Here is a 25,623-nt window from a genome sequence, read left to right as displayed (position 1 = left end):
GAGCGCCAAATAACGCGCTAATTCACGCGATGGGTTTGCAGAAGTCCGTCGCGTTTCCGCTTGCGTCGCCTTCGGCATCCTGCCTGCATTTTGCCTGCATCACGGCCCAATGCATCACAGCCCAATGCATCACGGCCCAACAAAAATTGCCTCGTCCAAGTCTCGACGGCTTAGAGAATACTTGAACGATCGCACCAGATCTTGCCCGTTTTCGCCCGCACCAATGTAGCGAACGGCAATGGAGTCTACATCCATCACAATTTCTGCTTCCCACTGAGGCTTTTGTACATACCAGCAATGCAAATTGTCGCGGTCTTGCTGGCAGCCCTGCGAAATGAGCCACTGCTCAATTTCGGGCAGCGGATGATTATAGAGCGGCGTATCGGCAGGGGGGAGGGACATAAGGCGGTGTGAGGTGTGGGGATATGCGGAATAAAAGGGATCAAGCAGCGAGAAAAATGCCTGCGTCACTCCATCACGGCATCACTCGGGGCTTCCGGGTCAAAGTCCACTGGCGCATGACTGGAGACATCGGGGGGAGAAACCGCAGAGTGGGCTGTGGCCTGGTGAATAATTTCGACCAAGCGCTCGGACTTGAGGCTGGCGATGGTAAACTCGCCCCGCGAAACGCCCACCGCCAGCACCAGCAGCAGGCAGGCGACAAAGGTAACTCCCAAGATGAACAGGGCAAATAGCTCACCCGCAGACAGGGGGCGATCGCTCGGATCAAGATAAGCGCTTGATCGATAGCGGCGGGCTTCGGAAACGGGACGATTGAAATTTGCCGGGGTCTGGATGACCGAAACGCGGGAATAGCCGCTTTTCAAGTCATAGGCGGCGCGGCGCTCTGGGCTGCTCAGCGTGGCGTAGGCCTCGTTGAGGGCGTGAAACTTGGCCGTAGCCACGTCGGGCGGCAGTTCCGTCGTATCTGGGTGGTAGAGCTTGCTCAAGTCTCGATAGGCGCGACGAATCTCTTGCACCGATGCCGTATGGCGCAGCCCCAGAATAGTGTAATAGTTGGTGGATGGTGGCGTGGGATAGGTCGCATCGGGTGATTGCCCTGGCACTGTAAATCCTCCGGTTTTGGAGCAGCCCCTAATTTTTAGTTCGTATAGCTCTAGGACTTACGCACTTGCGGTGAGACTTTTTGGGTTTTGGACGATTTCTCGCGGGCTGCGCCCGCCAGAAATCGTCCAATTGCGTAAGTCCTAAGCTCATATTTTTAACCAATTTTAACCAAATGTCTGGGCGATCGCGCTAGGAGAACGCTTTTGAAGCAGGTCACGGAACCACTGCTCCGTGCGATCGCCCATCGCCTGCTTCGAGTAGTGAGCTTCGGCGCGGCGGCGACAGGCCGCCCGGTCGATTTGCCCCAGCTTGTCAACAGCCGCCACCAGTTCAGCAACCTGATCCGGCTCCACCAGCCAGCCCGTTTCCCCATCGGTGACAATTTCCGACGGGCCGCCCCGGCGGTAGGCAATGACGGGTACGCCGCAGGCCAGCGCTTCCACAGCCACATTGCCGAATGCCTCGACCCATTTAGGAGTCATGACCAGCGCCCGACAGCGGCCCAGGTCTTGCTGCAATTCTTCGGTTGAGAGAAACCCCCGGTACTCGACCGGCGCATCAGGATAGCGCTGCTGGATCTGCTGCCAGTAGGCGGGATCGGGCATCGCCCCCCACACCGAGAGGGGAATTTGGGTTTGTGCGGCGAGGGCGATCGCATCTTCCAGACCCTTTTCGGGAGCCAGTCGCCCCACCCAGCCCAGTCGATTCTCTGGCTCGGCACAAAACTCGTAGCGTGACAGATCCAGGCCGTTGCCCAGCACGCGGAATCCGCCTGCATCTGGAAAAGTATCCACCTGGGCGTGGCTGTGGGCGGCAAGCGTGCCCGGAAACATGCGGGCGACCTGCTGAATGGCAGCATCCATCGCCGCTGACAACGATCCCATGCTGATCAGATGGGCCACGGGCCGCTGAAAAAAGGGCGTGAGGTAAAGCGGCAGCCAGTCGTAGGCAAAGTTCACCAGCACATCAACGTCGTGCTGCGCTTGGCGGGCATAGTCCCACATGTTGCCCAGCACCGACTCTGGCGGTAGGGTAATCGGGTCGGTATAGTGCTGGGTCTGGGCACTGGTTTGCAGCTTGCCAGGAATCTGGGCGATCGCCACTGGGGCCGCGTCGGCAGACTGCGGCAGTTGGGAACCCTCCGGCGCGACGATTTGCACCCTGTGTCCCCGCTGGGTCATCTCTATTGCCAGGTTGTACAGCGTCAGTTCCACGCCGCCGCCCAGCCCTGTGCCCAGTGGCGCAACCGGGGTCGAAAGAAACAGCAGCCGCAGAGCGGAACAGTCGGAAAGGATTTGGGAGGTCATGGGGACGTGGTGAGGAGCGATCGCGCTTGGTCGCAGTCTTGCTGAATTTGCGCCTTCAGCGCGTCGAGGGAATCAAACTTTTGCTCAGCGCGGAGAAATGCCTCTAGGCCGACCACCAGCGTTTTGCCGTACAGATCGCCCGCCCAGTCCAGCAGGTGAACTTCCACCTGGCGCTGGCTGCCGTCTACCGTTGGACGATAGCCCAGGTTCATCACGCCGGGCTGCGGCTGCCTTGCTGGGTCTGCGGGCGGGAGGACTAAGGCGTTGGGAAAAGCCTCATTCTGAACCCAAACTCGAACCGCATACACGCCCAGTCGGGGCAAAAACTTTTCTTCGGGCAGGCACAGATTTGCAGTGGGAAAGCCGAGCGATCGCCCCAACTGCTGCCCCTTCACCACGTCGCCGACGAGCATGTAGGGTCGCCCCAGCAGCCGCGCAGCGGGCCGCACAAGTCCTTGCTGCAAATAGTCGCGGATGGTGGAACTGCTGACCCGCTCGCCGTCCAGCGTATACATGGGCACGATGTGAACGGGAATGTCGTACCGAGCGGCGATCGCCCGCAAATCTTCCGCCGTGCCCGCCCGCTTATGCCCAAAGCAAAAATTCTCGCCCACGCTAATTTCCTGTGCCGCCAGCGATCGCACCAAAATCTGCTCTACAAATGCCTCTGGCGACAGGCACGATAGGTCATGGTCGAACGGTAGCCGCACCAGTTGCGCGACCCCAAGGGGTTTGAGTTGAGCCACCTTTTCCGCCAGCGGAGTCAGCAAATCGCGGCGCTTGCCCGTAAAAAACTCGCGGGGGTGGGGGTGGAATGTCACAACGGTCGGAACAGGGGCGATCGCGCCAGAACCCACAGCGCAAGTTGCCCGAAACTGCTGCGCGGCCAGCCAAACAGGTTCAATCACAGTTTGATGCCCTGGGTGAACGCCGTCAAAGTTTCCTAGGGCAACGACTGTCGGGGTTTTTACCGTCTCTAAGCAGGATGTGATCCACACGCTTTACATTCTGACATAAAGCGGCTGAGCGAGGTGGAACCTGGATTGTATCTGCTGCCAAAGGCTGGAGCTAATCTCGGACTCAGGCAGAAATGCTGGCTTGCGAAGCAGCAGGCTTGCCGTCAGTCGTGTCTGCTGATTCTGCGGATGCTGCGGATGCTGCTGCCTCTGCCAGTACGTCAATCTCCAGCCCTTCGTAGGCAACGATGCTGTTGGGAAAATGCTTACGGGTGTCTTCCTGGACGCGATCCATAAACTCGTCGCTGTGCAGCGGGTCGTGGTGGAAAATCACGACTTTCTTCACGTTCGCTGCCTTCGCAACCTTCACCGCTTCCTGCCAGGTCGAATGTCCCCAGCCAACTTTGCTGGATTTTTCCGAGTAGTATTCCTCGTCGGTGTAGGTGGCATCGTAGATCATGACATCCGCGTTGCGACAGAGCCAGAGGACGTTTTCATCCAGCCGATCGGGAAAATGCTCGGTGTCGGTGATATAGGCAACCGCGCGATCGCCCCAGTTGACGCGATACCCCACCGACTCGCCCGGATGGTTTAGCAGGGCGTTTTCTACCAGCACGTCCCCCACCTGCACCGACTCTCCAATCTCTAGGTCGCAGAAGTTCATATCCGCCCCCATGATTTGCAGCGGCACAGGGAAGTTGGGATGCAGCATCTGGTCATTAAGCCGCTGCTCGATGGTGGAGCCGTTGGGGGCGATCGCCCCATAAATATTGAACTTATTGCCTTTGACAAAGGCTGGCACAAAAAACGGAAAGCCCTGGATGTGATCCCAGTGGGAATGGGTAAAGAACATATTGATTCGCAGCGGCATCTCTCGCAGCAAAGACTGCCCCAGCACTCGCAGCCCCGTACCGCCATCAAAAATCAGCCGCTCTCCAGCGACGCGCATTTCCACACAGGAAGTGTTCCCCCCATAGCGCACCGTCTCTGCGCCAGGACAGGCAATACTGCCCCTCACACCCCAGAAATGAATCGTAAACTGGTTTTTCACGCTAGACATTTGTGGTTCTTACTGGACTGACATTGGCCCTGCCAAACAAGACCTTCTCGTTGCATGGCGCTTTCATCCGTGAATGCTTCGGCTCTTGATAGATGGCTTTCAGGCGTTTGGCGGCTTGAGAATGCAGCCCCAGGTAGCATCGGCAGTGTTGACAATATGCAGCAAGCATCCGGCATTACTCCTGTGCTACCTGCGCCAAAGGCCCCAAAAATGTTTCACCCAGTTTGCACCGTACCTCTGATCGAGCCATTTGGAGGTAAACCAGGCTCAACACACCACTCACCAGCCTATGACCCTATTGTAAAGGGGGAAAGACCGCCCGGCTGCATCCTTAATCCTAGAGTTCCCTCTTCATCATGACATTGCTCTAATCTCACAAGAAATTTTGTTTGCTGCAAATTCATAGAACCAAATTCACAAAAAACCAAAAAACTTTCAGCATCGGTGCAGCACTGGGGTTTTGCCCGCGAGGGTGGAAATTTGCGACTGGCTCGTTCATCATGCTTCATTCAGTTGAAGCTGACATCCGCAATTCATAGAAAAAATTCAGATTCTACGAACTTTTGAACTTTGTTTGAAATTTGATTGAAATTTGTCAAGAAACGAGTGCTGTTCTTTGGCTAACCGATTATCCACCTCGATCCCATACTGCATTTGCTGCATTTGCCCCCATCTCTGCCAAACTGGCCGAGTGACTGCTGGCCAACTGACTGTAGCCTGGCTTAGGGCTGAGCTTGACTCATTATTCAACCGATAATGTCCAATCCCGGAGATGATGCAAACCGTGGGCACAGGAAAGGTTATATTGCAGCGGCGTAATGGTGATGTAGTGCTGGCGAATGGCCTGGACATCGGTCATCATTTGATTCAGCCATGTTCCGCTGGCTTCACCGAGCCGGGTCTGCGAAGTCACCACCAGTTCTAGGTCTGGCTGCGGCACGTCTTCCAACAGCTCGCCCGCCAGCCAGTAATAGGTTTTGCCCCTGGGGTCAATTCGCTTTTCAAACTGGTCAATGTAGCGCCGGAGTCCCTGTCGAGTTATGGCTACGCCCGCAATTTTTTCGACAGGCACAGCGGGCACGTTGACATTCAGCAGCATCGGCTGGGGCAGCGGGTTGGCGGCTAAGTAAGCAACGAGCCGCTGGGCAAAGTTGGCAGCAGGCTGAAAATCTTTTGAGGAGAAGCTGGTGAGGCTGAAGGCAATGCCAGTTACATCTTCGATAACGCCTTCCATTGCCGCCGAAACAGTCCCTGAATACAGCACGTCTGTGCCCAGATTAGAGCCGTGGTTGATGCCCGATAGCACCATGTCAGGGGGGGTGTTGAGGAGCGCTCCCAGCGCCAGCTTTACGCAGTCAGAAGGGGTGCCCGAACAGGCCCAGGCCATGACGCTAGGCTGGAAGATACCTTCGACCTGCTCTGCCCGAATCGGTTTGTGGAGGGTTAGCCCATGCCCAGTGGCCGATCGCTCTCGGTCGGGGCAGACGACGGTGATTTGATGCCCTGCTTGGGCAAGGGTGTTTGCCAGGGTGCGAATTCCTAGAGAAAAAATTCCGTCATCGTTGCTGATTAAGAGGTGCATAGTGGGTGGTTTGATTGAGGTGGGCCCATTCAGAATTATGAAAGCGATTGGCTGGCTTATCCATTACTATTCTTCCTCTGCTATTCTCCGCTTGCGCCATGCTTCTGTTGTAGAGGGCGATCCTGTGGGGAGGTGGGTCGTTGAGGGATGAAGCTCGGTAAACTATCGGTAAACTAAGGGAGTAGGGATTGTAGCTCTACGCCGACTGTTGCTCTTGAAGACTGGCTCGAAGAGATTCCTCTTTCCTGGTTCTTCTGGGCGACTTCTCCCCAGTCCTTTTCAGACATTCCTCAGACATTCCTTTCAGAACAACCCGCCAGACAACCTGTATGACCACCCAGTTGGTAGAGCTAGAAACCCAGTTGACGACGTTGCAGCAAGAAGCCGAAGGGGCGATCGCCGCTGCTGCTTCCCTCGAAGATTTAGAACAACTCCGGATCAAGTATTTGGGCAAAAAGGGCAGCCTGTCGCAAGTGCTGGGCGGCATGGGGCGGCTGAGCGCTGAAGAGCGTCCCCGCATTGGGGCCCTGGCCAATGAGGTCAAGGAAGTCGTGCAAACGGGGCTGGATCAGAAAAAGGCGGCGCTGCAAGCGGCCCAAATTGAGGCCCAACTGGCCGCGGAAACCTTGGACGTGACCATGCCCGGAACGTTCCGGCCCCAAGGGCGCAACCATCCCCTAACCAGCACCATTGACCGGGCGCTCGATATTTTTGTGGGTCTGGGCTATACCGTGGCCCAGGGCCCCGAAATGGAAACCGACTACTACAACTTTGAGGCGCTCAATACGCCCGCTGACCACCCGGCACGGGATATGCAGGATACGTTCTATCTGCCTGATGGCAACCTGCTGCGAACCCACACGTCTTCGGTGCAGATTCGCTATATGGAGGCGAACGAACCGCCGATTCGCGTGGCGGCTCCGGGGCGGGTCTATCGACGCGATACGGTAGATGCAACTCATTCGGCGGTGTTTCACCAGATTGAAATTCTGGCGGTGGATGAGGGGCTGACCTTCACCGACCTGCGCGGTACGATCAAGACCTTTTTGGAAGAGATGTTTGGCGAGATCGAGGTGCGGTTTCGGCCTAGTTTCTTCCCATTTACGGAGCCATCGGCGGAGGTAGACGTGCGCTGGCGGGGACGCTGGCTGGAGGTGCTGGGCTGCGGCATGGTCGATCCCAACGTGCTAAAAGCGGTTGGCTATGACCCGGAAATTTACACGGGCTTTGCGGCCGGCTTCGGGGTAGAGCGGTTTGCGATGGTGCTGCACCAGATGACCGACATCCGCGACCTCTACAAGAGCGATCTGCGCTTTTTGCGGCAGTTTTAGTCTGGCAAGTCATGGTCTAAGTTGGCGGTTGAACCGTGCTTGCGCCGTCGAACTTGCGCCGTCGAACTTGCGCCGTCGAGTTTGCTGTGCCTGCCATGCTATCCAACCTGCCATGCTGTCCAAATTGTGCGGTCAGATTGTGCTGTTGCAGCGGGCTGTTGCAGCGGGCTGTTGAAGTGGGCTGCCAAAACATGGCGGCAGAATGTTACGTTTATTAACGTTGGGAGTGTGAATTTCTAAAACGACCATGCGTTTACTTCGAGCGTTGCTGAGTCTGGTGTTTGGGCTGTGGGTGGGGCTGATGGGGCTGCCGCAGGGGGCGATCGCCGCGAGTTCTGCTGCCATCCGCGCCTACGACGACGTAGAAGCCACCACCAAAAATTTTGCAGGACAACAGTTGATTCAAGCCGAATTTGCCAATGCTCAGCTTGCTGGAGCAGACTTCAGCGGTGCTGACCTGCGCGGGGCTGTGTTCAACGGTTCCACGCTTACGGGGGCCAACCTGAAAGGAATCGACATGACCGATGGGATTGCCTACCTCAGCAATTTTGCAGGAGCCGACCTGAGCAATGCCGTGCTGACTTCTGCCATGCTGCTGAAAAGTAACTTCAAGGGTGCGAAGGTGGACGGAGCCGATTTTACCTTTGCCATGCTGGATCGAGAGCAAGTGCTTCATCTATGCAAAACGGCATCAGGTATAAACCCGGTGACTGGCGCTGATACACGAGAATCGCTGGGGTGCAAGTAGAGCTTTCCAGCGGATTTCTCAAGCTCCTTGCTGACAGTGCCGCCGTCTAACCAAATTGCTCTTTAGCCTGACCGATCGAACGGCTGACAGAACCGCTGGAGGTTGCTGCGGGGCTGGTTCTTTTGCAAAAATTGGGTGGCAGTCGCTGCATCTAGCGGACGGCTGAAGAGATTGCCCTGCATTTCTTCACACTGGAGCGATCGCAGCTTGGCGAGCTGGTCTATCGTTTCTACGCCTTCAGCGACGACGTTCAAGTTCAGCCCCTGGCCTAGCGCCACAATTGCCGCCACAATTGCCGCATCGTCTGGGTTGGCCGTCACATCTTTAACGAAGGATCGGTCGATTTTCAGTGTATTGAGCGGAAATTGCTTCAGATAGCCCAGCGACGAGTAGCCTGTGCCAAAGTCGTCCATTGCAATCCGCACGCCCATATCCTGTAACTCGTGCAGCAGTGTGGTGGTGAACTCTACATTCTGCATCGCAGCCGTCTCGGTAATCTCTAGCTCCAGGCCGGTTGGCGGCAATCCCGTTTCTTCTAGGATGCTGGCGATCGCACCTACCAGGTTAGGCTGCTGAAACTGTCGTGCGGATAGATTTACCGCCACTCGCAGCGGGCCGAATCCAGCTTCTTGCCACTGTTTGTTTTGCAGACAGGCTGTGCGGAGAACCCAAAACCCGATGGGAACGATCAGCCCATTTTCTTCTGCTAGCCCGATAAAAGTCTGGGGTGAAATTAGCCCAAGTTTGGGATGAGTCCATCGGAGTAGTGCCTCCATCTGAATAATTTCCCCCGTCAGGACATTGACCTGAGGCTGATAGTGGAGGGTAAATTCCTGGCGCTTTAGCGCGTAGTGTAGGCTGCTATCGAGGGCGAGACGTTCCGTAGACTGGCTGGTAATCGCGGGCGTATAGAACTGATGATTGTCGCGTCCGTGCCCTTTGGCAAGGTAGAGTGCGGCATCGGCATTTTTCAGCAGGGTTTGGGCATCGGTTCCGTGCTCTGGAAACAGGGCAATGCCCATGCTGCATGTGATGTGTAGCTCGTGGCTATCGACGTAGAAGGGGGGGCGCAGGTTCTCCGAGATGCGTTCAGCAATCCGGCTGGCATCCTGGGGCGATTTTAGATTGGGCAGCAGCAGGGTAAATTCGTCGCCGCCCCAGCGGGCGATGATGTCTTCTTCGCGCAGGCAGTAGGTGAGGCGCTGTGTGGCTTGTTCCAGCAGGCGATCGCCCACCGTATGGCCCAGCGTGTCGTTGATGGTCTTGAACCGATCCAGGTCTAGAAAAACGACGGCAAACGGCTCTTTTCCACGGCGGGAGCGGGCCAACATGAGATACAGATGGCGGTTGAACATCATCCGGTTGGGTAGACCTGTCAGCGCGTCATGAAAGGCCTGGTAGCGCATTTTCTCTTCGGTGCGTTGACGCTTGATCGCGCCCCCCAAACTGGCGGCGATCGCCCGTAGGCTGGATTCGTCGCTTGCAGACCATTGCCGCTCAGCATGACAGTCATCCAGCCCGATATACCCCCAAAACTCATCTTCGATAAAAATCGGCACCATCAGCGAAGACAGCACACGAACCGCTGCTAGTACATCCTGCTCAACCCTAGGCAACTCTCGCGCGATTCCTCCCACAGACTTGCCTAGCAAAAACTGCTCATACCAGCGACCTAGACCGTGGGCGGCGTAGGGCTGATTTTGCCAGTCGGACAGGCAGGGGACTGTGCCTTTGCGAACCCATTCATAGCGGACACTCATGGCCATCTCACCCGTCGTTTCGTGGGGATGATTTTCGGCAATAAACACCCGATCAACCCGGGCCATCGTGCCCAGAATGGCGATCGCCTCGGAAATGGCCGTCGATAAATCCTCATGGGTGAGCAGGCAGTTCGCAGCCTGGGCAACCCCCTGCAACAGATTGTCGCGGTTCAGCAGTTCCAATTCTGCCCGCTTGCGTCGGGTGATATTTTCCACGGTTCCTTCAAACCGGATCAGGTTTCCTGCCGCATCGTAGAGCGCTCGCGCCGATTCCGAAATCCAGATAATACTGCCATCCTTTCGATACACCTCCGACTCGAACCCTTGAACCGTGCCCACGGTCTGCATCAGCCGCACAAACTCTGCCCGACGCTGCGGATCTACATAGAGTTGCTGCCCGATATTGGTCAAATTCGCCACCAGGTCGGCGGGCGACTCGTAGCCATACAGTCGTGCCAGCATCGGGTTGACCATCAGATATTGCCCATCGGGGGTGCTTTGAAAAATCCCCTCCACCGCGTTTTCAAAGATGCCCCGATATTTGGCTTCGGCGGCTTGCAGGGCCGCATCCGCCCGCGCCTGCTCGATGGCAATGCCCGCCAGCGGCGCAGAAATTTCCAGCAGTGACCAGTCGGTGGCGGTTGGGGTACGCGGCGTCCGGCTGTGAATCGCAATGCTGCCCAAGACACTGCCCTGGGAGGAGAGAATGGGCAGCGACCAGCAAGACACCAGCCCAAACTGCCGTGCAAAATCGCGATAGTCTTCCCAGAGGGGGTCTTGGTAGAGGTCAGGGGTAATCACGGGCGATCGCCGATACATTGCTGTGCCGCAGGAACCCACCTTTGGGCCAATTTGCACGCCGATGAGCTGTTCGACATAGGTATCGGGCAGGCTATTGGTGATACCGCCTTCGATCCGCTGCCCTGTTGCATCAAGCAGCAAAATTGAGCCAATCAGCCCGTCTGCTTGAGATTCCATCACCTGGAGCAGCAGTTTCAGCGTTTCTGTCAGGTCGGCACCCGTCGCAATTTTTTCCAGAACCCGCTTTTGCCCTGCCAATAATTGTTCCGCCTGCTTGCGCTCGGTGATGTCGCGGGAAACGGCGATGATTTCTAGAACCTGCTGCGTGGCGGGATCGCAGAGCGCTTTGCTGCGCGTTTCAAACCATATATAGTGACCCTTGGCATGGCGAATGCGATAGACCACGGGCCCACGATTTAGCAAGAGAGACTGCAACGGGGACTGCGGCGGAGACTGCGAGGGAGACTGGGGAAGCGCTGTGTTGAGCAGACTTTCGCAATCTTGGGGGTGCAGAAGATCTGCGAGCGATCGCCCTACCAAATCCTCTGGACGATAGCCCAGCAGCGCTTGGCAAGCCGGGGAGGCATAGCGATAGGTGCCATCGGGCGCATGGACAGAAATCAGGTCAGTGGCGTGTTCGGCCAACAGCCGATAGCGGGACTCGCTCTGACGCAGCGCCTCTGCCGCCTGGGCCCGCTCCAAGGCCAGGGAAACGGCCGCCGCCGCCGCCCGCAGCAAACCCACCTCCGCCGCCGTCCAGGCTTTCGCCTCTACGCAATTTGAAAAGCCGATAAACCCAAAAAACTCGCCATTCACCTGCAGCGGCAACACCAGCAGCGACAGCACGCCCTGCGGCTCTAGCACGGCCCGCTCCGAGGCAGACAGTTCCGCGACAATCCCCGCATAGGGTCGCCCTTCGGAGAGGACCTGTTCAAACTGGGTAGAATAGTCGAGATAGCGCAATCCCTTGAGCAGCGGTCGGTCGATGTTGGGAGAGATTCCCTCGGCGCACCATTCATGCACATAGTGCATCCGCAAATTGCCGTCCGAGTCGCGGCTGTTTTCAAACACGTAGACCCGACTTGTGCCAGAAATCTGTCCTAGGCGCTGGGAGACAAGAGCATAAATTTTTGCTGGATTGTCCAGCGAGAGCAACTGCTGCTGCACGTCCACCAGCGTTGCAAGGTATTGCTCTCGCTGGGCCAGGGCTTCTTCGGCCTGCTTGCGCTCGGTGGTGTCATCGTAGGAGCCAAGAATGCCAATAATCTTGCCGTCGGCATCTCGAATGGGCACCTTGCTGGCATCCTGCCAGATCTCGCGGCCGTCAGCCAGCACCTTTTTGCGAACCATGTGCAGCTTGGCCTGTCCAGTTGCCAGCACTTCGCGATCGCTCGCCACGTAGCGATCCGCCTGGTCAGTAGGCCAGAGGTCGTGGTCAGATTTTCCCACCAGGTCTTCTGGACGCTCGAATCCGGCGGAATGGGCAAAGTTGCGGTTGCCGCCGCGATAGATGAGATTGCAGTCTTTCCAGAAAACGTGCTGGGGAATATTGTCGATAATCAGCCTCAGAAACGCCTCTTGTTCCCGCAGGGCCCGCTCAGTGCGCTTGCGCTGGGTAATATTTCGCACGCTGACAATGAAAATTGGGTCAGAGGCTTGGCAACCCGTCGGGCTGTTTAACGAACAGGCAAACAGATTGCCCAGCCGGTTGTCCAAGATTTGATTGCTGCTCTGAAGCGACTCTGGGCCGCAGTCGGCAATGCGAGCCTCAAAGCAGCGCTCCTCGCCTTGCAGCAGCAGGCTGTATTCCAGGGTTTGCACGGTTCCGGTTTGTGCTGCCTGGGCGATCGCCCGCATCATCGACTGCGCGACCTCAGCAGGCAACAGTTCCTCAATCTGCCGACCCAGTTGGTCACTTAGAGGACACACCAAATCATCGTCTTGCTCCGTTTGAATATGCAGACAAGTGCCCTGCCGATCAACGATAAACAGCATTTCCGGCAGCGCCCTCAGGAGATTGCGGTTAAGAGTTTCGCTCTGGCGCAGCGCATCTTCGGCCTGCTTGCGGTTAGTAATGTCTTCCACAATGGCAAAGGTAAATTGCAGCGCCCCTTGCTCATCGCGCACAGCACAGACCGTCAGGTTTGCCCAAAAGATGCTCCCGTCTTTGCGAATGTAGCGCTTTTCAAGCTGGTAGTGATTGCGCCGCCCTTCGATCATGTCTTGCAACAGGTCTAGGTCGATCTCCAAATCCTCTGGATGGGTATAGTCCTTGAAGTTCATCCGATAGAACTCTTCTCGGCTATAGCCAAAGAGCTGGGTCGAGGCTGCGTTGACATCAATAATGCGACCGTCCAGCGCTGTCATGCCAATACTGATGTTGGCGTGTTCAAAAACGGCGCGAAATCGGGACTCATTTTGCCGCAGGGTTGCTTCCGTTTGGCGAACCTGGATTACTGCACCTAGCTGAGCAGCGATCGCCCTCATCAGTTGCACGACTTGAGAATCTTCGTCCCGTGCATCTCGACTAGCGAACAGCAGCACTGCCAACGGGCGATCGCTCTCCATCACAGGCACCGCCAGCGCCGATCGCCAGTTTGGAACTCCGGTTAGAGCGATGTTTTGAGCCAAGTTTTGAGCCAAGTTTGGAGCCAGGCTTGGGGCTACGGCTGGATTCGGCTGCGTCGCAGGCACAGGCGATTCCTCTCGCGCCTCCGGAGGTCGCTTCGTCAGATCCACGATCCATTCCGCCTGTCGATGGTTCCACGCCCGCTCCAGCAGCGCCACACCTGCACGTCCCAACAGGTCTGTGATTGGTAGATCTACGACTGGTAAATCTGTGATGGGCAGATCTGTAACCGACACACCTTCTGTAACTGGCATATCTAAAGTGGGCACAGCGGGCACCTCTGGCTCTACCGAACCGTCCTGCGCCGTCAGCGGCCTGATCCAACTCGCCGCCCATCCCTGATGTTCTAGAGGATCTTGGGGAAGCCAGCAGACTCCCAGCGCCCACTCGCCCGCTTCACAGACCTGCTGGAGGAAACAGCGCAAATGAGCAGCAAACTCTTCATGTCGAGTTTTCAGAATCCAGCTTTGTGGGTCAAAAGAAGCCGCTAAGCGATGAAGCGCTTCTGTCCCTTGATCCAGTTTTGTAGTCGGCTCTGTAGTCGGCTCTATGGTCGGTTCTATTTCATCAAAGCCTTCAGTGTTATGTCCTTTGCTTACGCTACAGGAAACATCTGTCTCAGGAAGTAAGCGCCGCGACCGATCAGGCATCATCATGACAAACAAATAAGGCTGGGATAAGAGGTTTGTGCAAGGTATCGCCACGTATACGATGCACATACGACGCAAAACCGTACTCCTCACTATTCAAGGATGCGCTCAGTCACCCAGATTGTATCGCTGAGCTAGAAAGGTTAAGGATCTGTTTTTCTTTGTAGCTAGTTTTCTTTGTAGCTGAACTTTGTAGCCAGATTTTGTAGCCAGAAACCTTTGCTTGCCAAAAGCACCAGGATTATTTGCAAGCCTAACGGGACGAGCAATCCTTCCACAACTGAAACATTGCGTAGAGAAACAGTTCGATTTGCAATCCCTTCCGTTTTGTGGGGTTGAGTTCTGCTTGGCGGCCTTCTGATGGCGATCGCGCTTCTTCTAGCCTAAGGGCTGGCTTGGGGACGCATAACAGCAACAGCCTTGCTATGCCGATTCAAAGTTAAATATGGCAGTTAAACATGGCGCACCGGGCCCAGATACTGCCTGAGATAGGGCGAAAACACTTCGTAAATCAGCGTAATCGGGTGTCCGTGATGCCAGAAGAGATAGTGCCGCCCCCAAAACGGCCCCGCTTCGCCAAACGCCAGTTCCAAACTCGACGAATGCCCGTAGTAAATGCCCTGCACATCCCGATATAGCTCGGTGCGGAGCCGCGTCAGGTTGACCCAGATCCCCAGCGAACGATTTTGCAGATATTCATCCACATGCTCAGCGTTCCACCAGGACGTAGCATAGGCGAGGCGCTGCCCCGACGCGGTGCGGAGCCACACCTGTCGCCGCACCCGTGGCCCTGGCACTACGGAAAGTTGCTCCGGCGCATAGTCATGATCCATGCCCACCAGCGACATATCAATCACGTCCACCTCGGTTGGTTCGCCCGTTAGCAATTGCAAGTGGCGGGTGGGGGAACCGTCTCCCAGCAGCAGCATTTGCCACGCCGGAGCCAGTTGGTGATGGGGCAAGCCTTTTTGCACGACATCTTCTCCACCCTGCCAGAGCGGATTTAGGGCGTGCCAGGCAGTGGGCAGGGTTGGGCGTTGGGAAGGCTTGATGGCTGGAGTCAAGGCGCGTTAAGGGTAGGAGTGGGGGGACGGGCTAGTAAAGCGGAGCAACGACCGGCCGGCTAGCTGCCAAATAGTTAGCACTGCTGTCAACCCGTGACGATGGCGCTGGCTCTAGTGCAGTTGCCTCCTGAGACAATCGCGAGTGGCTGCCCAAGCGCAGTCGTTTACAAAACTTTAAGCTTGTACTTGCATAATAACGTGAATTGCAGAGGCGATGGACAGACGGAAATACCCCAACCCTTTTCGTTCTTCGTTCTTCGCTCTTCGTTCTTCGCTCTTCGTTCTTCGTTTTTTCTTCTCCCTTCTTCCTAAAGGGCGATCGCCACGCCATCTGCCCTGGGTTCCGTGGCGGCGATCAGGGTGCTGCCGTGCTTCAAGATAATTTGCCCTTTACCAAACTGGCTGACTTCGGCGCTGACCTGGACTGCATGATGGCGATCGCCCAACGCTCGCACCACAGAAGGCGGCACGGCCTGTTCCAGCAGCACCTGGTTGTCCCGCAGGAAGCGCCAGCGGGGAGCATCCAGCGCAGCTTGGGGGTTCATGCCGTAGTCGGTCAAGTTCACCACTACCTGCACATGGCCCTGGGGCTGCATGGGTGCGCCCATCACGCCGAAGGGGCCGAGCGGCTGTCCGTTGCGGGTCAAAAAGCCGGGGATAATCGTGTGAAACGGGCGCTTGCTGGGGGCATAGTCGTTGGGGTGTCCTGGTTCCAGCGTGAAGCCCGCGCCGCGATTGTGCAGGGCGATGCCCGTATTGGGGATTAAGATGCCGCTGCCAAAGCCTTCGTAGTTGGACTGGATGAAGGACACCATCAGGTCGGGTTCCGCAGCCACGAGGAACACCGTGCCGCCTTTGGGGATGCCGGGTTTTGCCAGGGGCAGGGCGGTGTCGGCAATGAGGGAACGGCGATCGCCCGCGTAGCCCTTGTCCAGCAGCCGCGCCGGGTCAAATTCCAGACTGCGCGAATCGGCAACGTAGCGATAGGCATCGGCAAAGGCCAGCTTCATCGCCTCGATTTGCCAATGGAAACTGTCGGCCGAATCGCGGGGATAGCGCCCCAGGTCAACGCCTTCCAGAATGTTGAGCGCCATCAGTGCGGCGATGCCCTGGCCGTTGGGCGGCGGTTCCCACACCGTCAGGTCGCGGTAGGTCGTCGAAATTGGCGTAACCCAGTCGGCGGTATGACTTTCCAGATCTGCCAGCGTCAAAAATCCGCCCGTGCTGGCAGCAAAGCGGGTGAGGTTCTGGGCCAACTCGCCGGTGTAAAATGCCTCGCCGCCGGATTGGGCGATCGCCCGCAGGGTTCTGGCATGGCCCTCGCTGCGCCAAATTTCGCCCGCTCTAGGAGCGCGATCGCCCGCAAAAAACACCCGCTTGAACGGCTCAAATTCTTTCCCTTGCAGCGGCAAAAACACCCGCTCTGCCCGTTGCCATGCCCGCGCTGTCTCTGGCGACACCGGAAAGCCCTGTTCCGCATAGCGAATCGCAGGTTCAAACAATTGCTCGAAGGGGATCTGGCCCCACCGCTGCCAGAGCAATCGCCAGCCCGACACCGCCCCCGGCACCGTCACCGCCCGCCAGTCACACAGCGGCACTGTAGCCGAGTCGCCAAAGTCTGCCCGCGCCAGCCCTTGGGGACTCCGCCCCGACGCATTCAGCCCGTGCAGTTGCCCGTCCCACACCAGCGCAAACGCATCCGCCCCAATGCCGTTGGAGGTGGGTTCTACGACCGTCAGGGCGATCGCCATCGCCAGCGCCGCATCCACCGCATTCCCCCCTGCCCAGATCATCTCTGCCCCCGCCATCGTGGCTAGTGGCTGACTCGTCGCCATCGCGCATCGCTGCCCCATAATGACGCGACGACCGGAGGGATAGGGATAGTGAGTGAGGGTCATGCGGAAGCCTAGCAGTAGGAAATCTAGTGGGTCAGGGAAATAGAACGAAGCGTCATGCTGGATAGCATGATAGGGAGAGAGTTGCGTTGAGAACAGCAGGCTCTCCTCGTTTCCTCCCCCCATCATCTCACCCCCCTCCCAAACTCCCAATCTCCTTTATGACAGGTACCCTCTACGGCGTGGGCGCTGGCCCCGGCGACCCAGAACTCATTTCTGTGAAAGGGCTGCGGCTGTTGCAGTCGTCGCCCGTGGTGGCGTTTCCGGCGGGGCTAGGGGGCAAGCAGGGCGTAGCGCAGCAGATTGTGGCGCAGTGGCTGCGGCCAGACCAGGTGCAGTTGGCGCTGGACTTTCCCTATGTGCAGGAGGAGGCGACCCTGAGGCAAGCCTGGGAAACGGCTGCGGCACAGGTCTGGAACTATTTGCAGCAGGGCGACGACGTGGTGTTTGTGTCGGAAGGTGATGTCAGCTTCTACAGCACCTTTACCTATTTGGCGCAGACCGTGATGCAGCAACACCCCGAAGCGCAGGTAGAGACGATTCCTGGCATCTGCTCTCCAATGGCGGCGGCGGCGGCGCTGGGTCTGCCGCTGACTGTGCGGGCCGAGCGGCTGGTGGTGCTGCCCGCTTTATACACCGTTGCAGATTTGGAAACGGCGCTGGATACGGCGGATGTATTGGTTTTAATGAAAGTGAGTTCAGTGTACGAACAAGTCTGGCCTGTGCTGGAGCGGCGCGGTCTGCTTCAGCACAGTTACGTGGTCGAGCGGGCCAGCCAGCCCACGCAGGTAATCCATGCCGACTTGCGCGATCGCCCTTCGCTAAAGCTGCCCTATTTTTCGCTGTTGTTGGTGAAGTGTGGCACAGATCAGCAATTGCCGACCCCCACTCTGACCTCCCTACGCTAAAATTTCAGAGGCTTTCGACGAAGCGCGTATGACGTATTACTCTGCTGAACCCTATCCCGAAAATTGGCTGCAACGGTGGTCGCAGGAGCCGCTGTTCTGGGCGGCGCTGGCTTCAGTAGGGGCGCATCTATTGCTGTGGGCGTTTTTGCCGTTTTTGCCGGGGCAAAAGCTGCCGACCGAGCGACAGGTGCAGCGGCCTGTGTCGCTGGTGCAACTCACGCCGGAGGAACTGAGCCGCGTTCCCAGTTTTGCCCAGCCAAATTTGGAATTGCCCACCTTCTCGAATCCTTCTACGACGCTGCCGCAGCCCGCGCCGGGGTCGTCCTTTAGCCTGTCGCCGCTGCCGGGGCAAACGGGGCGATCGCCCTCTGCGCTGCCGCCCTTCTTTGTGCCGCCTGCGCCGCCCTTGCCGCCCTTGTCGTCCCTCAGTCCTCGCTTTAGCGCCACTAGCCGCCCCCGGACGACGCTGCCGCCTAGATCTACCTTTACGCTGCCCCCATCGTCCGCGCCCTCGTCGATTCCGTCGCTTGTGCCCTCGCCCTCTCCGTCAATTCCATCGCTAGACCCAGAGTTTTCCATCGATGGGCCCTCGCTGCGGCTGCCCTCTGGCTCCCAAAACAATTCGCCCCTGTTCCCCACGCCGCCGTCGGTGATTGCCAGCCCCTCGCCTGCGCCGTCGATTGCGGCCTCGCCCAGCCCCACAGCCTCGCCCAGTCCGGCGGCTTCTCCGACGGTCGAGGCCTCCCCAGCGCCCAGTCCTGCGGCTTCTCCGGCGGCTCCCAGTTCTCCAGCGGCTTCGCCAACCCCGACCGCACCTGCTCTGTCGCCTGCTCAGCAGCTCGCAGCCCTCCAGCGCGATCGCCCGGAACTGTTTGCCTACAATCCCCAGGGGACGAAGCCCGATGAGGCGAATCTGGCCTACATTGCCTGGTTTGAGCAGCTTGGCGTGGAAATTCCCGATCCCGATGCGGTGCGCCCCCGCGAGATTGCGGTCGAACTGCCGCTGAATGCTTGCCTGCTTCAGCTAGAGCTGGATGAAGATAAAGTGCCGTCGGCAGTGGTTGGTGTGGTGGTAGATGCCGAAGGCAAGCAGGTGCAGCCGCCGACGCTGCTGCGGAGTTCTGGCTACGGCATTTTGAACGCTGATGCGATCGCCGTCGTGCGGACTCGCCCAATTGAAAACACCACAGGCGAAACTCGTCCCTATTTGTTTGAAGTGAAATATTCGCAGAAGAATGAGCGCTGCCCAGACCTGCCTGTGCCCGCTCCGTCGCCTGCCAGCTAGAGAGGAGACAAGCGCATGGTAGAGGCAGCGTTTCTGGAACACCTGCGGGCGATCGCCCCCCGACTGAACGCGCTAATGGATCGGTTTACCGAGGCGCGGGTCATGGTAGCGGGTGACCTGACGCTAGACGAGTTTCTGACGGGGCAGGTGGAGCGGCTGTCGCGGGAGGCTCCGGTGCTGATCCTGCGGCACGAGGAGACGCGGCAAATTCCCGGCGGCGGCGCAAACGCGGTCTATAACCTGGCGAAACTGGGGGCGCAGGTCAAGGCCGTCGGGTTGGTGGGCAAAGACGAGCAGGGTGCAGTGCTGCGGCGCATTTTCGAGGCGGCAGGCATCGACACAGGCGGCATTTTGCTGGACGGCGATCGCCCCACGGTCACCAAAACGCGCATTTCCGGCCATGCTCGTCAGTCTGTGACGCAGCAGATCGTGCGGGTCGATCGCAAGTCCGACGCGCCCGCTGATCCAGACTTGCAGTTGGCGCTGGCGGACTATATTCGGCAGCACCTCAATACCGTAGACGCGGTGGTCTGTTCGGACTATGGCGACGGCGTGCTGAGTGCCCCGGTGATCGAGGCCGCCTTGCAGCATTCTCTCTGTGTCGTGGATACCCAGATCGACCTGCATCGCTTTGCTGGAGCCACGGTTTTCACGCCCAATCTGCCGGAAGCAGAGAAAGCCGTGGGCTATGGAATTACAGGGGGCGATTCGCGAAGCGCTCCTTCCGGGAATCGCCTTGCCCAGGCAGGAGCCGACCTGCTGCGTCTGACCCGCGCCCAGCACATGCTGATTACTCGCGGCGAGGAGGGCATGAGCCTGTTTAGCCAGGACGGTTCCCAGCACCACGTTCCTGCGTTTAACCGGACGGACGTGTTTGACGTGACAGGCGCGGGGGATACCGTGGTGGCGGCGCTGACGCTCGGGCTAATCGTCGGCGCAACACCCGTAGAAGCGGCGATCCTGGGCAACTTGGCCGCCAGCATTGTCGTCCGTCAATTTGGTACAGCTACGACCAGCGTGGCGGAAATGAAAGCTGCCCTCCGGAGCCTGGTGGAAGCCAGCAAGTAACCCGCTAATAATCGAAAGATTTCTATGGCCTGTTGGGATCTGCCCTAAAGTGATGCGATAGAGTGTAAGCACTTGAGTCGCCGTCTGCGGAGTCACCGTCTGCGGAGTCACCGTCTGCGGAGTCACCGTCTGCGGAGTCACCATCTGCGGAGTCACCGTCTGCGGAGTCACCGTCTGCGAAGAGACAATCGCCCAAATCGCACCCATGAAGTGCGGTGAGGCAAGTTCCCATGCCCACTGGGATTGCGGAAAAAGGTTTAGCTGGTTACCTTTTAAGGGTTCTCTCAAGTAAGATTGCTTCGGATTTGGATTACGCTGCGCCATGTCTTCTATCTTTCCTACCACTCGTCGTCGCCAGCGGCAATTTGGGCTTGCCAAACTGCTGGGTTTTGCCCTGGTTTTGGGGCTGGGCTATATTGCGCTCAAGGAGGTCAGGACTTTGCTGCGAGAGCCAGAGGCGGTGCTGGTGTTGGGTGGGTCAACGGCGCGAGAGCAGTTTGCAGCAGAGTTTGCTCGAAAGCATCCCGATCTGCCCGTTTGGATTTCGTCGGGCAGCAATCCAGAATATGCGGAATGGGTGTTTAGGGAGGCAGGAATTGAGCGCGATCGCCTCCGGTTGGACTATCGAGCAGTGGATACCCTCACCAACTTCACAACGCTGGTAGATGAGTTTAAGGCCCAGGGGATCAGCAGCATTTACCTAATTACGTCTGACTACCATATGCGCCGCGCCCGGGTGATTGGCAAAATCGTCTTGGGCAGCCGGGGTATCGAGTTTAAGCCAGTGGAAGTGCCTTCGACGCAGCCTGCCGAAACGACTGATAAGGTGGTGCGAGATGCCGCCAGAGCCGTGCTGTGGGTGACGACGGGGCACACGGGCGCGACGCTAGGCCGCTACTTTCGAGACTAGCCTCAGCCAGAAATCGGTCGCCTTGATCGGGCACATCCCAGTTGTGCAAGGTTGCCCTCATTCCCCAGCCCCTTCTCCCAAAGCGGGAGAAAGGGAGCCGGATTGGAAGTCCCTCTCCCGCCTTGGGAGAGGGATTTAGGGTGAGGGTTGTAAAAGTGGGATATACCCCCTTAATCCCATCATCTCTACGCCAATTCATCCCTACGCCAACACGTCTTGCACCAGTACGTAGGGCTGCAAAATCAGCGCGTTGAATCGCTTGTTGCGACTGCTGTTCCAGGTTTTGATTTGCTCAGGGCTGGGTTTTTGGATCAGTCCTTCGTCAATCCATCGTTGCACCGTTGTGGTGTGATCCGAGGCGATCGCCACGCCCACATCCAGCAAATCCAGACCTGTGGCCACCAGCACTAGCGCATTCCGCTCCGCATGGGGCATGAGCCAGTCCCACTCTGCCTCGCCCATCGTGCCCGCCAGCTCTGCCCGCAAATCCTGCATTCTGACAACCCTCGCTACTCAACATGGTTGGTCTAGTTCTATAGACCGCAGTTCGATGAGATTCCCCTAAAATCGGGCGGTTCCCTTACAAAAACTCTATAGACCTTCTCTGTAGACCTTAAGACCTTAAGACTTTACTGAGATCTGACTCAAAGTACAAATCATGTCATGTTCGTCGCACTGCACGCTGCAATGTAAAGCCCCGCATTCCAAATGTGGCTTGGACTTAGGAGTGCAAACCGCAAGCCCCTAAGCACTTCAGATTCCAACCCTCACCCTTGGACTTTCTCAGCCCAATCCGAGTTTTATTTATAATTCTTAACATAAATTTACCGCCCCAGGTCGTGCATTGCATGAATTGTTTCTACACAGCGCTGCGTGACCTGCTCTAGGGCAGCGCGATCGCCCGCTGGCGGCTGAATGGGCTGTCCTATTCGCACTGTAATGGGTACTGGGCGGGGAAATCGACTGCCCTTGGGGAGAATTGCCTCTGTACCCCAGAGGCTAACGGGTAGCAGGGGAGCTTGCACCTTAGACGCAATCATCGCCGCACCCAGCTTGGCGTCGGGAATGCGGCCGTCGGGGGTGCGCGTGCCAGAGAGGAAAATTCCCACCGCCCAGCCCTGCTCAAGCTGATGCAGGGCCGCTCGAATGGCGCTGCGATCCGCCGAACCCCGCTTTACTGGATAGGCTCCATAGAGGGCGATCGCCTGCTTTAGCACGGGCACGCGAAACAGTTCTTCCTTGGCCATGTAGGACACGGGCCGCCGCACACAGCACGACAGCAGCGGCGGATCAAAGTCGCTGGCATGGTTTGCCACCACAATCAGCGGCCCGCGCTGGGGGACGTTTTCCAGTCCATAGACCCGCCCGCGAAAGTAAAACCGCAGCATCGGTGCCACCACCGACCATTTGAACAGGTGGTAGAGGGCAAGGCTGACCGGGGGTTCGCGATCGCGCATGGTAGGACTGTTGGGTTGACGGGGAGTTCAGCGGCATCACACGGCCACGCGCTCGATGTCGGCGATCGCCCCCACGTTTTCCAGCGCTACGTCCGGGCAGGTGCGCTTGATAATACCCGTCAGCACCTTACCAGGGCCCACTTCGATAACCCGCTCGATGCCTGCCTGGGAAAGCTGGAGGGAGATTTCGCGCCAGCGGACGGAACCCGTCATCTGCCGATCGAGGCGGTCTCTTAGCACAGCAGCATCGGTGGCGGGCGTGGGGTCTACGTTCGACAAGACGGGGACTTGAGCCGTCTGAAACGCCACGCTATCCAGCACCGTGCGAAATTCTGCTGCCGCCTCCGCCATCAGGGGCGAGTGGAATGCGCCGCTGACGTTGAGCTTGACGGCCCGCTTGCACTTGACCCCAGACATGATGGATTCCACGGCGCTCGGCGTTCCCGAAATGACCACCTGACCGTCGTTGTTGTCGTTTGCCAGCACGACATCCGGCGTTTGGGCGATCGCCGCTTCGAGCTGCGCCCGGTCAAACCCCAGCAGCGCCGCCATCATCCCTTCGGACGCGCTATCCATTAGCTCAGCCCGGCGCTTCACCAGCCGCAGGCCCGACTCAAAATCAAACACCTGCGCCGCGTACAGTGCCACATATTCACCCAAGCTATGACCCGCTACCAGCGCAGGTTGTAGCCCCCTTTCCAGCAGCAAATCTGCCAGGATGCTCTCGACGGTGTAGAGGCAGGGCTGGGTGTAGAGCGTTTTGGATACCTTGTCGTCTTCGCTCTGGCAAATCTTTGGCACCGACCAGCCCAAAATCTCCGCCGCCTGCTCAAACCGCTGCTGAGCAGCGGGCAGGTCAAATAGGTCAGCCCCCATGCCAACTGCCTGCGACCCTTGCCCAGGAAAGACCCACGCTGTCTTTGTCATATTTCAACGCCTAGTGATCAAGACCGTGATCCAAACTGTGATCAGAACTCTAATTGTCTAATTCGCGTCTAACTCGCGCCTGACTCGCGCCTGACTCGCGCCTAACTTGCGCCCCAGCGAAACACCGCCGCGCCCCAGGTCAATCCTGCGCCAAAGCCTGCCGTGGCAATGATGTCGTCAGGCTTGATATCGCCCCGCCGCACGGCCTCGTCCAGCGCTAGGGGAATAGACGCAGCAGAAGTGTTGCCGTAGCTGGCCATGTTGCTGATGACCTTTTCGCTGGGAATGCCCAAACGCTCGGCAACGGCATCAAGGATTCGCTGGTTTGCCTGATGCATCACCAGCCAGTCAATCTGATCGACCGTCAGTTCAGCCCGAAATAGCGCCTTCTCGATGACTTCGGGAACCCGCTTGACGGCAAAACGGTACACCTCCTGTCCGTTCATCGTGATGGGCTGAAATGTACCCTGGGCGATCGCCACTCCGTCCACCAGTTCTCTATCCTGCCCCTGATAGGCCAGGTTCAGGCAGTGGTTCAGGGTGCCATCGCTGCGGAGTTCAAACCCCAGCAGGCGATCGCGCTCACTCGCTTCCATCACCACCGCACCCGCCCCGTCGCCAAACAGGACACAGGTGCGGCGATCGCTCCAGTCCACCCAGCGCGACAGCACATCCGCGCCGATGATCAGCGCCTTGCGATACACGCCATTTTGGATAAACTGCGCCGCCGTTACCAGCCCAAACACAAAGCCCGAACAGGCCGCCGTCAGGTCAAAGGCCGTTGCCTGCGTTGCGCCCAGATCATGCTGAATCTGGCTGGCAGAGCCAAACAGATCATCGGGTGTAGAAGTCGCCAGCACGATCAGATCAATCTCTGAGGCCGCTACCCCTGCCATGTCCAGAGCATTCTGGGCCGCCTGAGTGGCGATCGCCCGCAGAGAGCCTGCCGCATCTGCCAATCGCCGCTGCCGAATGCCCGTGCGAGAGGCTATCCATTCATCCGAAGTGTCCACCACTCGGCTCAGGGCTTCGTTATCGAGATAGCGCTCCGGCACTGAAGAGCCGCTGCCCGTAATCGCCACCCCCGCTCCAACTCGTTGCGCCATTATTCAACACTCTCTGGTTGTTCACCGCCGCGCGACAGCGACGACTGCCCATCTGCAACTGCCAGTTCTGGCGATTCATACTGCGCCCGAATCCGGCCCAAAACGCCATGATCGACCGCCTCCTTTGCCATCCGAATCGCATTGAAAATCGAAGGAGCCTGAGAACTGCCGTGGCTAATGATGCAGATGCCCGCTACGCCCAGCAGCAGCGCACCCCCATGCTCAGCGTGATCCATCCGCTGCTTAATGCGGCGCAGGTTCGGCTTGAGCATTGCAGTACCCAGCTTGCCGTTCAAACCCTGAGGCAACTCCTCGCGGACAATTTGCAGCATGACGCTGCCCACCGCCTCGGCAAACTTCAGCAGCACATTGCCCACAAAGCCGTCGCACACTACCACATCAAAGTCGCCCGACAGCACATCGCGGCCTTCTGCGTTGCCAATAAAGGCAATCCGCGAATTTTCTTGCAGCATTTGATGGGCACGAACTGCCAGATCGTTGCCCTTAGAAGACTCTTCGCCAATATTCAGCAGTCCGACCTTGGGTTCTGGAATGCCGAGGACGTACTTGGAATAAACCGACCCCATCACGGCAAACTGTTCCAGAAACTTGGGCCGACAGTCCACATTTGCGCCCACGTCCAGAATCAGCACGGGCTTAGCCGTCATCGTAGGCAGCACCGCCCCAATCGCCGGCCGATCAATCCCCGGCAGCCGCCCTAGCCGCAGCAGCGCTGCCGCCATCGCCGCACCCGAATGCCCCGCAGACACCACCGCGTCGGCCCTGCCCTGGCGCACCAAATCCATCGCCACGTTAATAGAAGCATTGGGCTTGCGACGAATTGCCGTCAGCGGCTCCTCGTGCATTTCCACCATGTCTTCCGTTGGCACAATTTCCAAACCGGGAGGCACGCTATGGTGCTTGAGCGCTTCCTGAATCTGATCGGGCTTGCCGACCAGCAGAATATCTGCATCTAACTCTGCCTGGGCCCGCAGGGAACCCAAAACAATCTCCACCGGGGCAAAGTCCCCGCCCATTGCATCAACGGCAATCCGTGCTCGAGTTGAACCCATCGATCAACGTTATAGAAACCTCACAAATTTTATCAGAT

General features: G+C 58.0%; 21 protein-coding genes. 6 read left to right on the top strand and 15 right to left on the bottom strand.

The window, feature by feature from the left end:
• Positions 1-129: 129 nt before the first annotated feature.
• The 6 genes from HPC62_RS10410 to surE all read right to left on the bottom strand — a co-directional run bounded on the left by HPC62_RS10410 (position 130) and on the right by surE (position 5,973).
• The gene (locus HPC62_RS10410) at positions 130-402 is read right to left on the bottom strand and encodes a DUF3143 domain-containing protein (RefSeq protein ID WP_172355427.1); all 273 of its coding nucleotides are present in this window, start codon (positions 400-402) and stop codon (positions 130-132) included.
• A 65-nt stretch (positions 403-467) separates the two neighbouring features.
• Entirely contained in the window at positions 468-1,067 is a 600-nt protein-coding gene (locus tag HPC62_RS10405) for a J domain-containing protein (RefSeq protein ID WP_172355425.1), read from the bottom strand.
• 165 nt (positions 1,068-1,232) lie between these two features.
• Positions 1,233-2,375: a glycosyltransferase family 4 protein gene (locus HPC62_RS10400; protein WP_172355423.1), complete on the bottom strand. Its 1,143-nt coding sequence runs from the start codon at positions 2,373-2,375 to the stop codon at positions 1,233-1,235.
• Entirely contained in the window at positions 2,372-3,373 is a 1,002-nt protein-coding gene (locus tag HPC62_RS10395) for a bifunctional riboflavin kinase/FAD synthetase (RefSeq protein WP_172355421.1), read from the bottom strand. The genes HPC62_RS10400 and HPC62_RS10395 overlap by 4 nt, the downstream gene beginning before the upstream one ends.
• An 82-nt stretch (positions 3,374-3,455) precedes the next feature.
• A complete protein-coding gene (locus HPC62_RS10390) occupies positions 3,456-4,391 on the bottom strand; it encodes an MBL fold metallo-hydrolase (RefSeq protein ID WP_172355419.1) in 936 nt (311 codons plus the stop codon).
• Between the two features lie 742 nt (positions 4,392-5,133).
• Positions 5,134-5,973, bottom strand: coding sequence for a 5'/3'-nucleotidase SurE (gene surE, locus HPC62_RS10385; RefSeq protein ID WP_172355417.1), 840 nt, complete (start codon positions 5,971-5,973; stop codon positions 5,134-5,136).
• Positions 5,974-6,302: 329 nt separating this feature from the next.
• Here surE and pheS point away from each other — a divergent pair, with 329 nt between their 5' ends.
• The gene (gene pheS / locus HPC62_RS10380) at positions 6,303-7,304 is read left to right on the top strand and encodes a phenylalanine--tRNA ligase subunit alpha (RefSeq protein ID WP_172355415.1); all 1,002 of its coding nucleotides are present in this window, start codon (positions 6,303-6,305) and stop codon (positions 7,302-7,304) included.
• 16 nt (positions 7,305-7,320) lie between these two features.
• On the opposite strand, the gene HPC62_RS10375 is transcribed toward pheS, so the two are convergent.
• Positions 7,321-7,497 (bottom strand): hypothetical protein, encoded by a 177-nt coding sequence (locus tag HPC62_RS10375; protein WP_172355413.1) that lies wholly within the window; start codon positions 7,495-7,497, stop codon positions 7,321-7,323.
• Between the two features lie 54 nt (positions 7,498-7,551).
• On the opposite strand from HPC62_RS10375, the gene HPC62_RS10370 reads away from it, so the two are divergent.
• Entirely contained in the window at positions 7,552-8,052 is a 501-nt protein-coding gene (locus HPC62_RS10370; RefSeq protein WP_172355411.1) for a pentapeptide repeat-containing protein, read from the top strand.
• A gap of 62 nt (positions 8,053-8,114) precedes the next feature.
• Here the strand turns inward: HPC62_RS10370 and HPC62_RS10365 are convergent, their stop codons facing one another.
• From HPC62_RS10365 to HPC62_RS10355, 3 genes are all read right to left on the bottom strand, one after another.
• Positions 8,115-13,667, bottom strand: a complete 5,553-nt coding sequence (locus tag HPC62_RS10365) for a PAS domain S-box protein (RefSeq protein WP_172355409.1) — start codon at positions 13,665-13,667, stop codon at positions 8,115-8,117.
• A gap of 677 nt (positions 13,668-14,344) precedes the next feature.
• A complete protein-coding gene (locus HPC62_RS10360) occupies positions 14,345-14,956 on the bottom strand; it encodes a chorismate lyase (RefSeq protein ID WP_205370093.1) in 612 nt (203 codons plus the stop codon).
• 308 nt (positions 14,957-15,264) lie between these two features.
• Positions 15,265-16,854, bottom strand: coding sequence for a gamma-glutamyltransferase family protein (locus HPC62_RS10355; protein WP_172355407.1), 1,590 nt, complete (start codon positions 16,852-16,854; stop codon positions 15,265-15,267).
• A gap of 158 nt (positions 16,855-17,012) precedes the next feature.
• Here HPC62_RS10355 and HPC62_RS10350 point away from each other — a divergent pair, with 158 nt between their 5' ends.
• From HPC62_RS10350 to HPC62_RS10335, 4 genes are all read left to right on the top strand, one after another.
• Positions 17,013-17,759 (top strand): precorrin-2 C(20)-methyltransferase, encoded by a 747-nt coding sequence (locus HPC62_RS10350; protein ID WP_172355405.1) that lies wholly within the window; start codon positions 17,013-17,015, stop codon positions 17,757-17,759.
• 28 nt (positions 17,760-17,787) lie between these two features.
• Positions 17,788-19,044: a hypothetical protein gene (locus HPC62_RS10345; protein WP_172355403.1), complete on the top strand. Its 1,257-nt coding sequence runs from the start codon at positions 17,788-17,790 to the stop codon at positions 19,042-19,044.
• Between the two features lie 15 nt (positions 19,045-19,059).
• Positions 19,060-20,112, top strand: coding sequence for a bifunctional heptose 7-phosphate kinase/heptose 1-phosphate adenyltransferase (locus HPC62_RS10340; RefSeq protein ID WP_172355401.1), 1,053 nt, complete (start codon positions 19,060-19,062; stop codon positions 20,110-20,112).
• A gap of 322 nt (positions 20,113-20,434) precedes the next feature.
• Entirely contained in the window at positions 20,435-21,022 is a 588-nt protein-coding gene (locus HPC62_RS10335) for a YdcF family protein (protein ID WP_172355399.1), read from the top strand.
• A gap of 201 nt (positions 21,023-21,223) precedes the next feature.
• Here HPC62_RS10335 and HPC62_RS10330 read toward each other — a convergent pair whose 3' ends face one another.
• The 5 genes from HPC62_RS10330 to plsX all read right to left on the bottom strand — a co-directional run bounded on the left by HPC62_RS10330 (position 21,224) and on the right by plsX (position 25,585).
• Positions 21,224-21,517, bottom strand: a complete 294-nt coding sequence (locus HPC62_RS10330) for a DUF2288 domain-containing protein (protein ID WP_172355397.1) — start codon at positions 21,515-21,517, stop codon at positions 21,224-21,226.
• 329 nt (positions 21,518-21,846) lie between these two features.
• Positions 21,847-22,479, bottom strand: coding sequence for a lysophospholipid acyltransferase family protein (locus tag HPC62_RS10325; protein WP_172355395.1), 633 nt, complete (start codon positions 22,477-22,479; stop codon positions 21,847-21,849).
• Positions 22,480-22,515: 36 nt separating this feature from the next.
• Positions 22,516-23,406 (bottom strand): ACP S-malonyltransferase, encoded by an 891-nt coding sequence (gene fabD, locus HPC62_RS10320; protein ID WP_172355393.1) that lies wholly within the window; start codon positions 23,404-23,406, stop codon positions 22,516-22,518.
• Positions 23,407-23,507: 101 nt separating this feature from the next.
• Positions 23,508-24,512, bottom strand: coding sequence for a beta-ketoacyl-ACP synthase III (locus HPC62_RS10315; protein ID WP_172355391.1), 1,005 nt, complete (start codon positions 24,510-24,512; stop codon positions 23,508-23,510).
• A complete protein-coding gene (gene plsX / locus HPC62_RS10310; RefSeq protein WP_172355389.1) occupies positions 24,512-25,585 on the bottom strand; it encodes a phosphate acyltransferase PlsX in 1,074 nt (357 codons plus the stop codon). The genes HPC62_RS10315 and plsX overlap by 1 nt, the downstream gene beginning before the upstream one ends.
• Positions 25,586-25,623 lie beyond the last annotated feature (38 nt).

The sequence above is a fragment of the Thermoleptolyngbya sichuanensis A183 genome (assembly GCF_013177315.1).
Taxonomy (GTDB): Bacteria; Cyanobacteriota; Cyanobacteriia; order Elainellales; family Elainellaceae; genus Thermoleptolyngbya; species Thermoleptolyngbya sichuanensis.
Note: the sequence above shows the minus strand (reverse complement) of the source record. Positions and strands in the feature narration are given on the sequence as shown.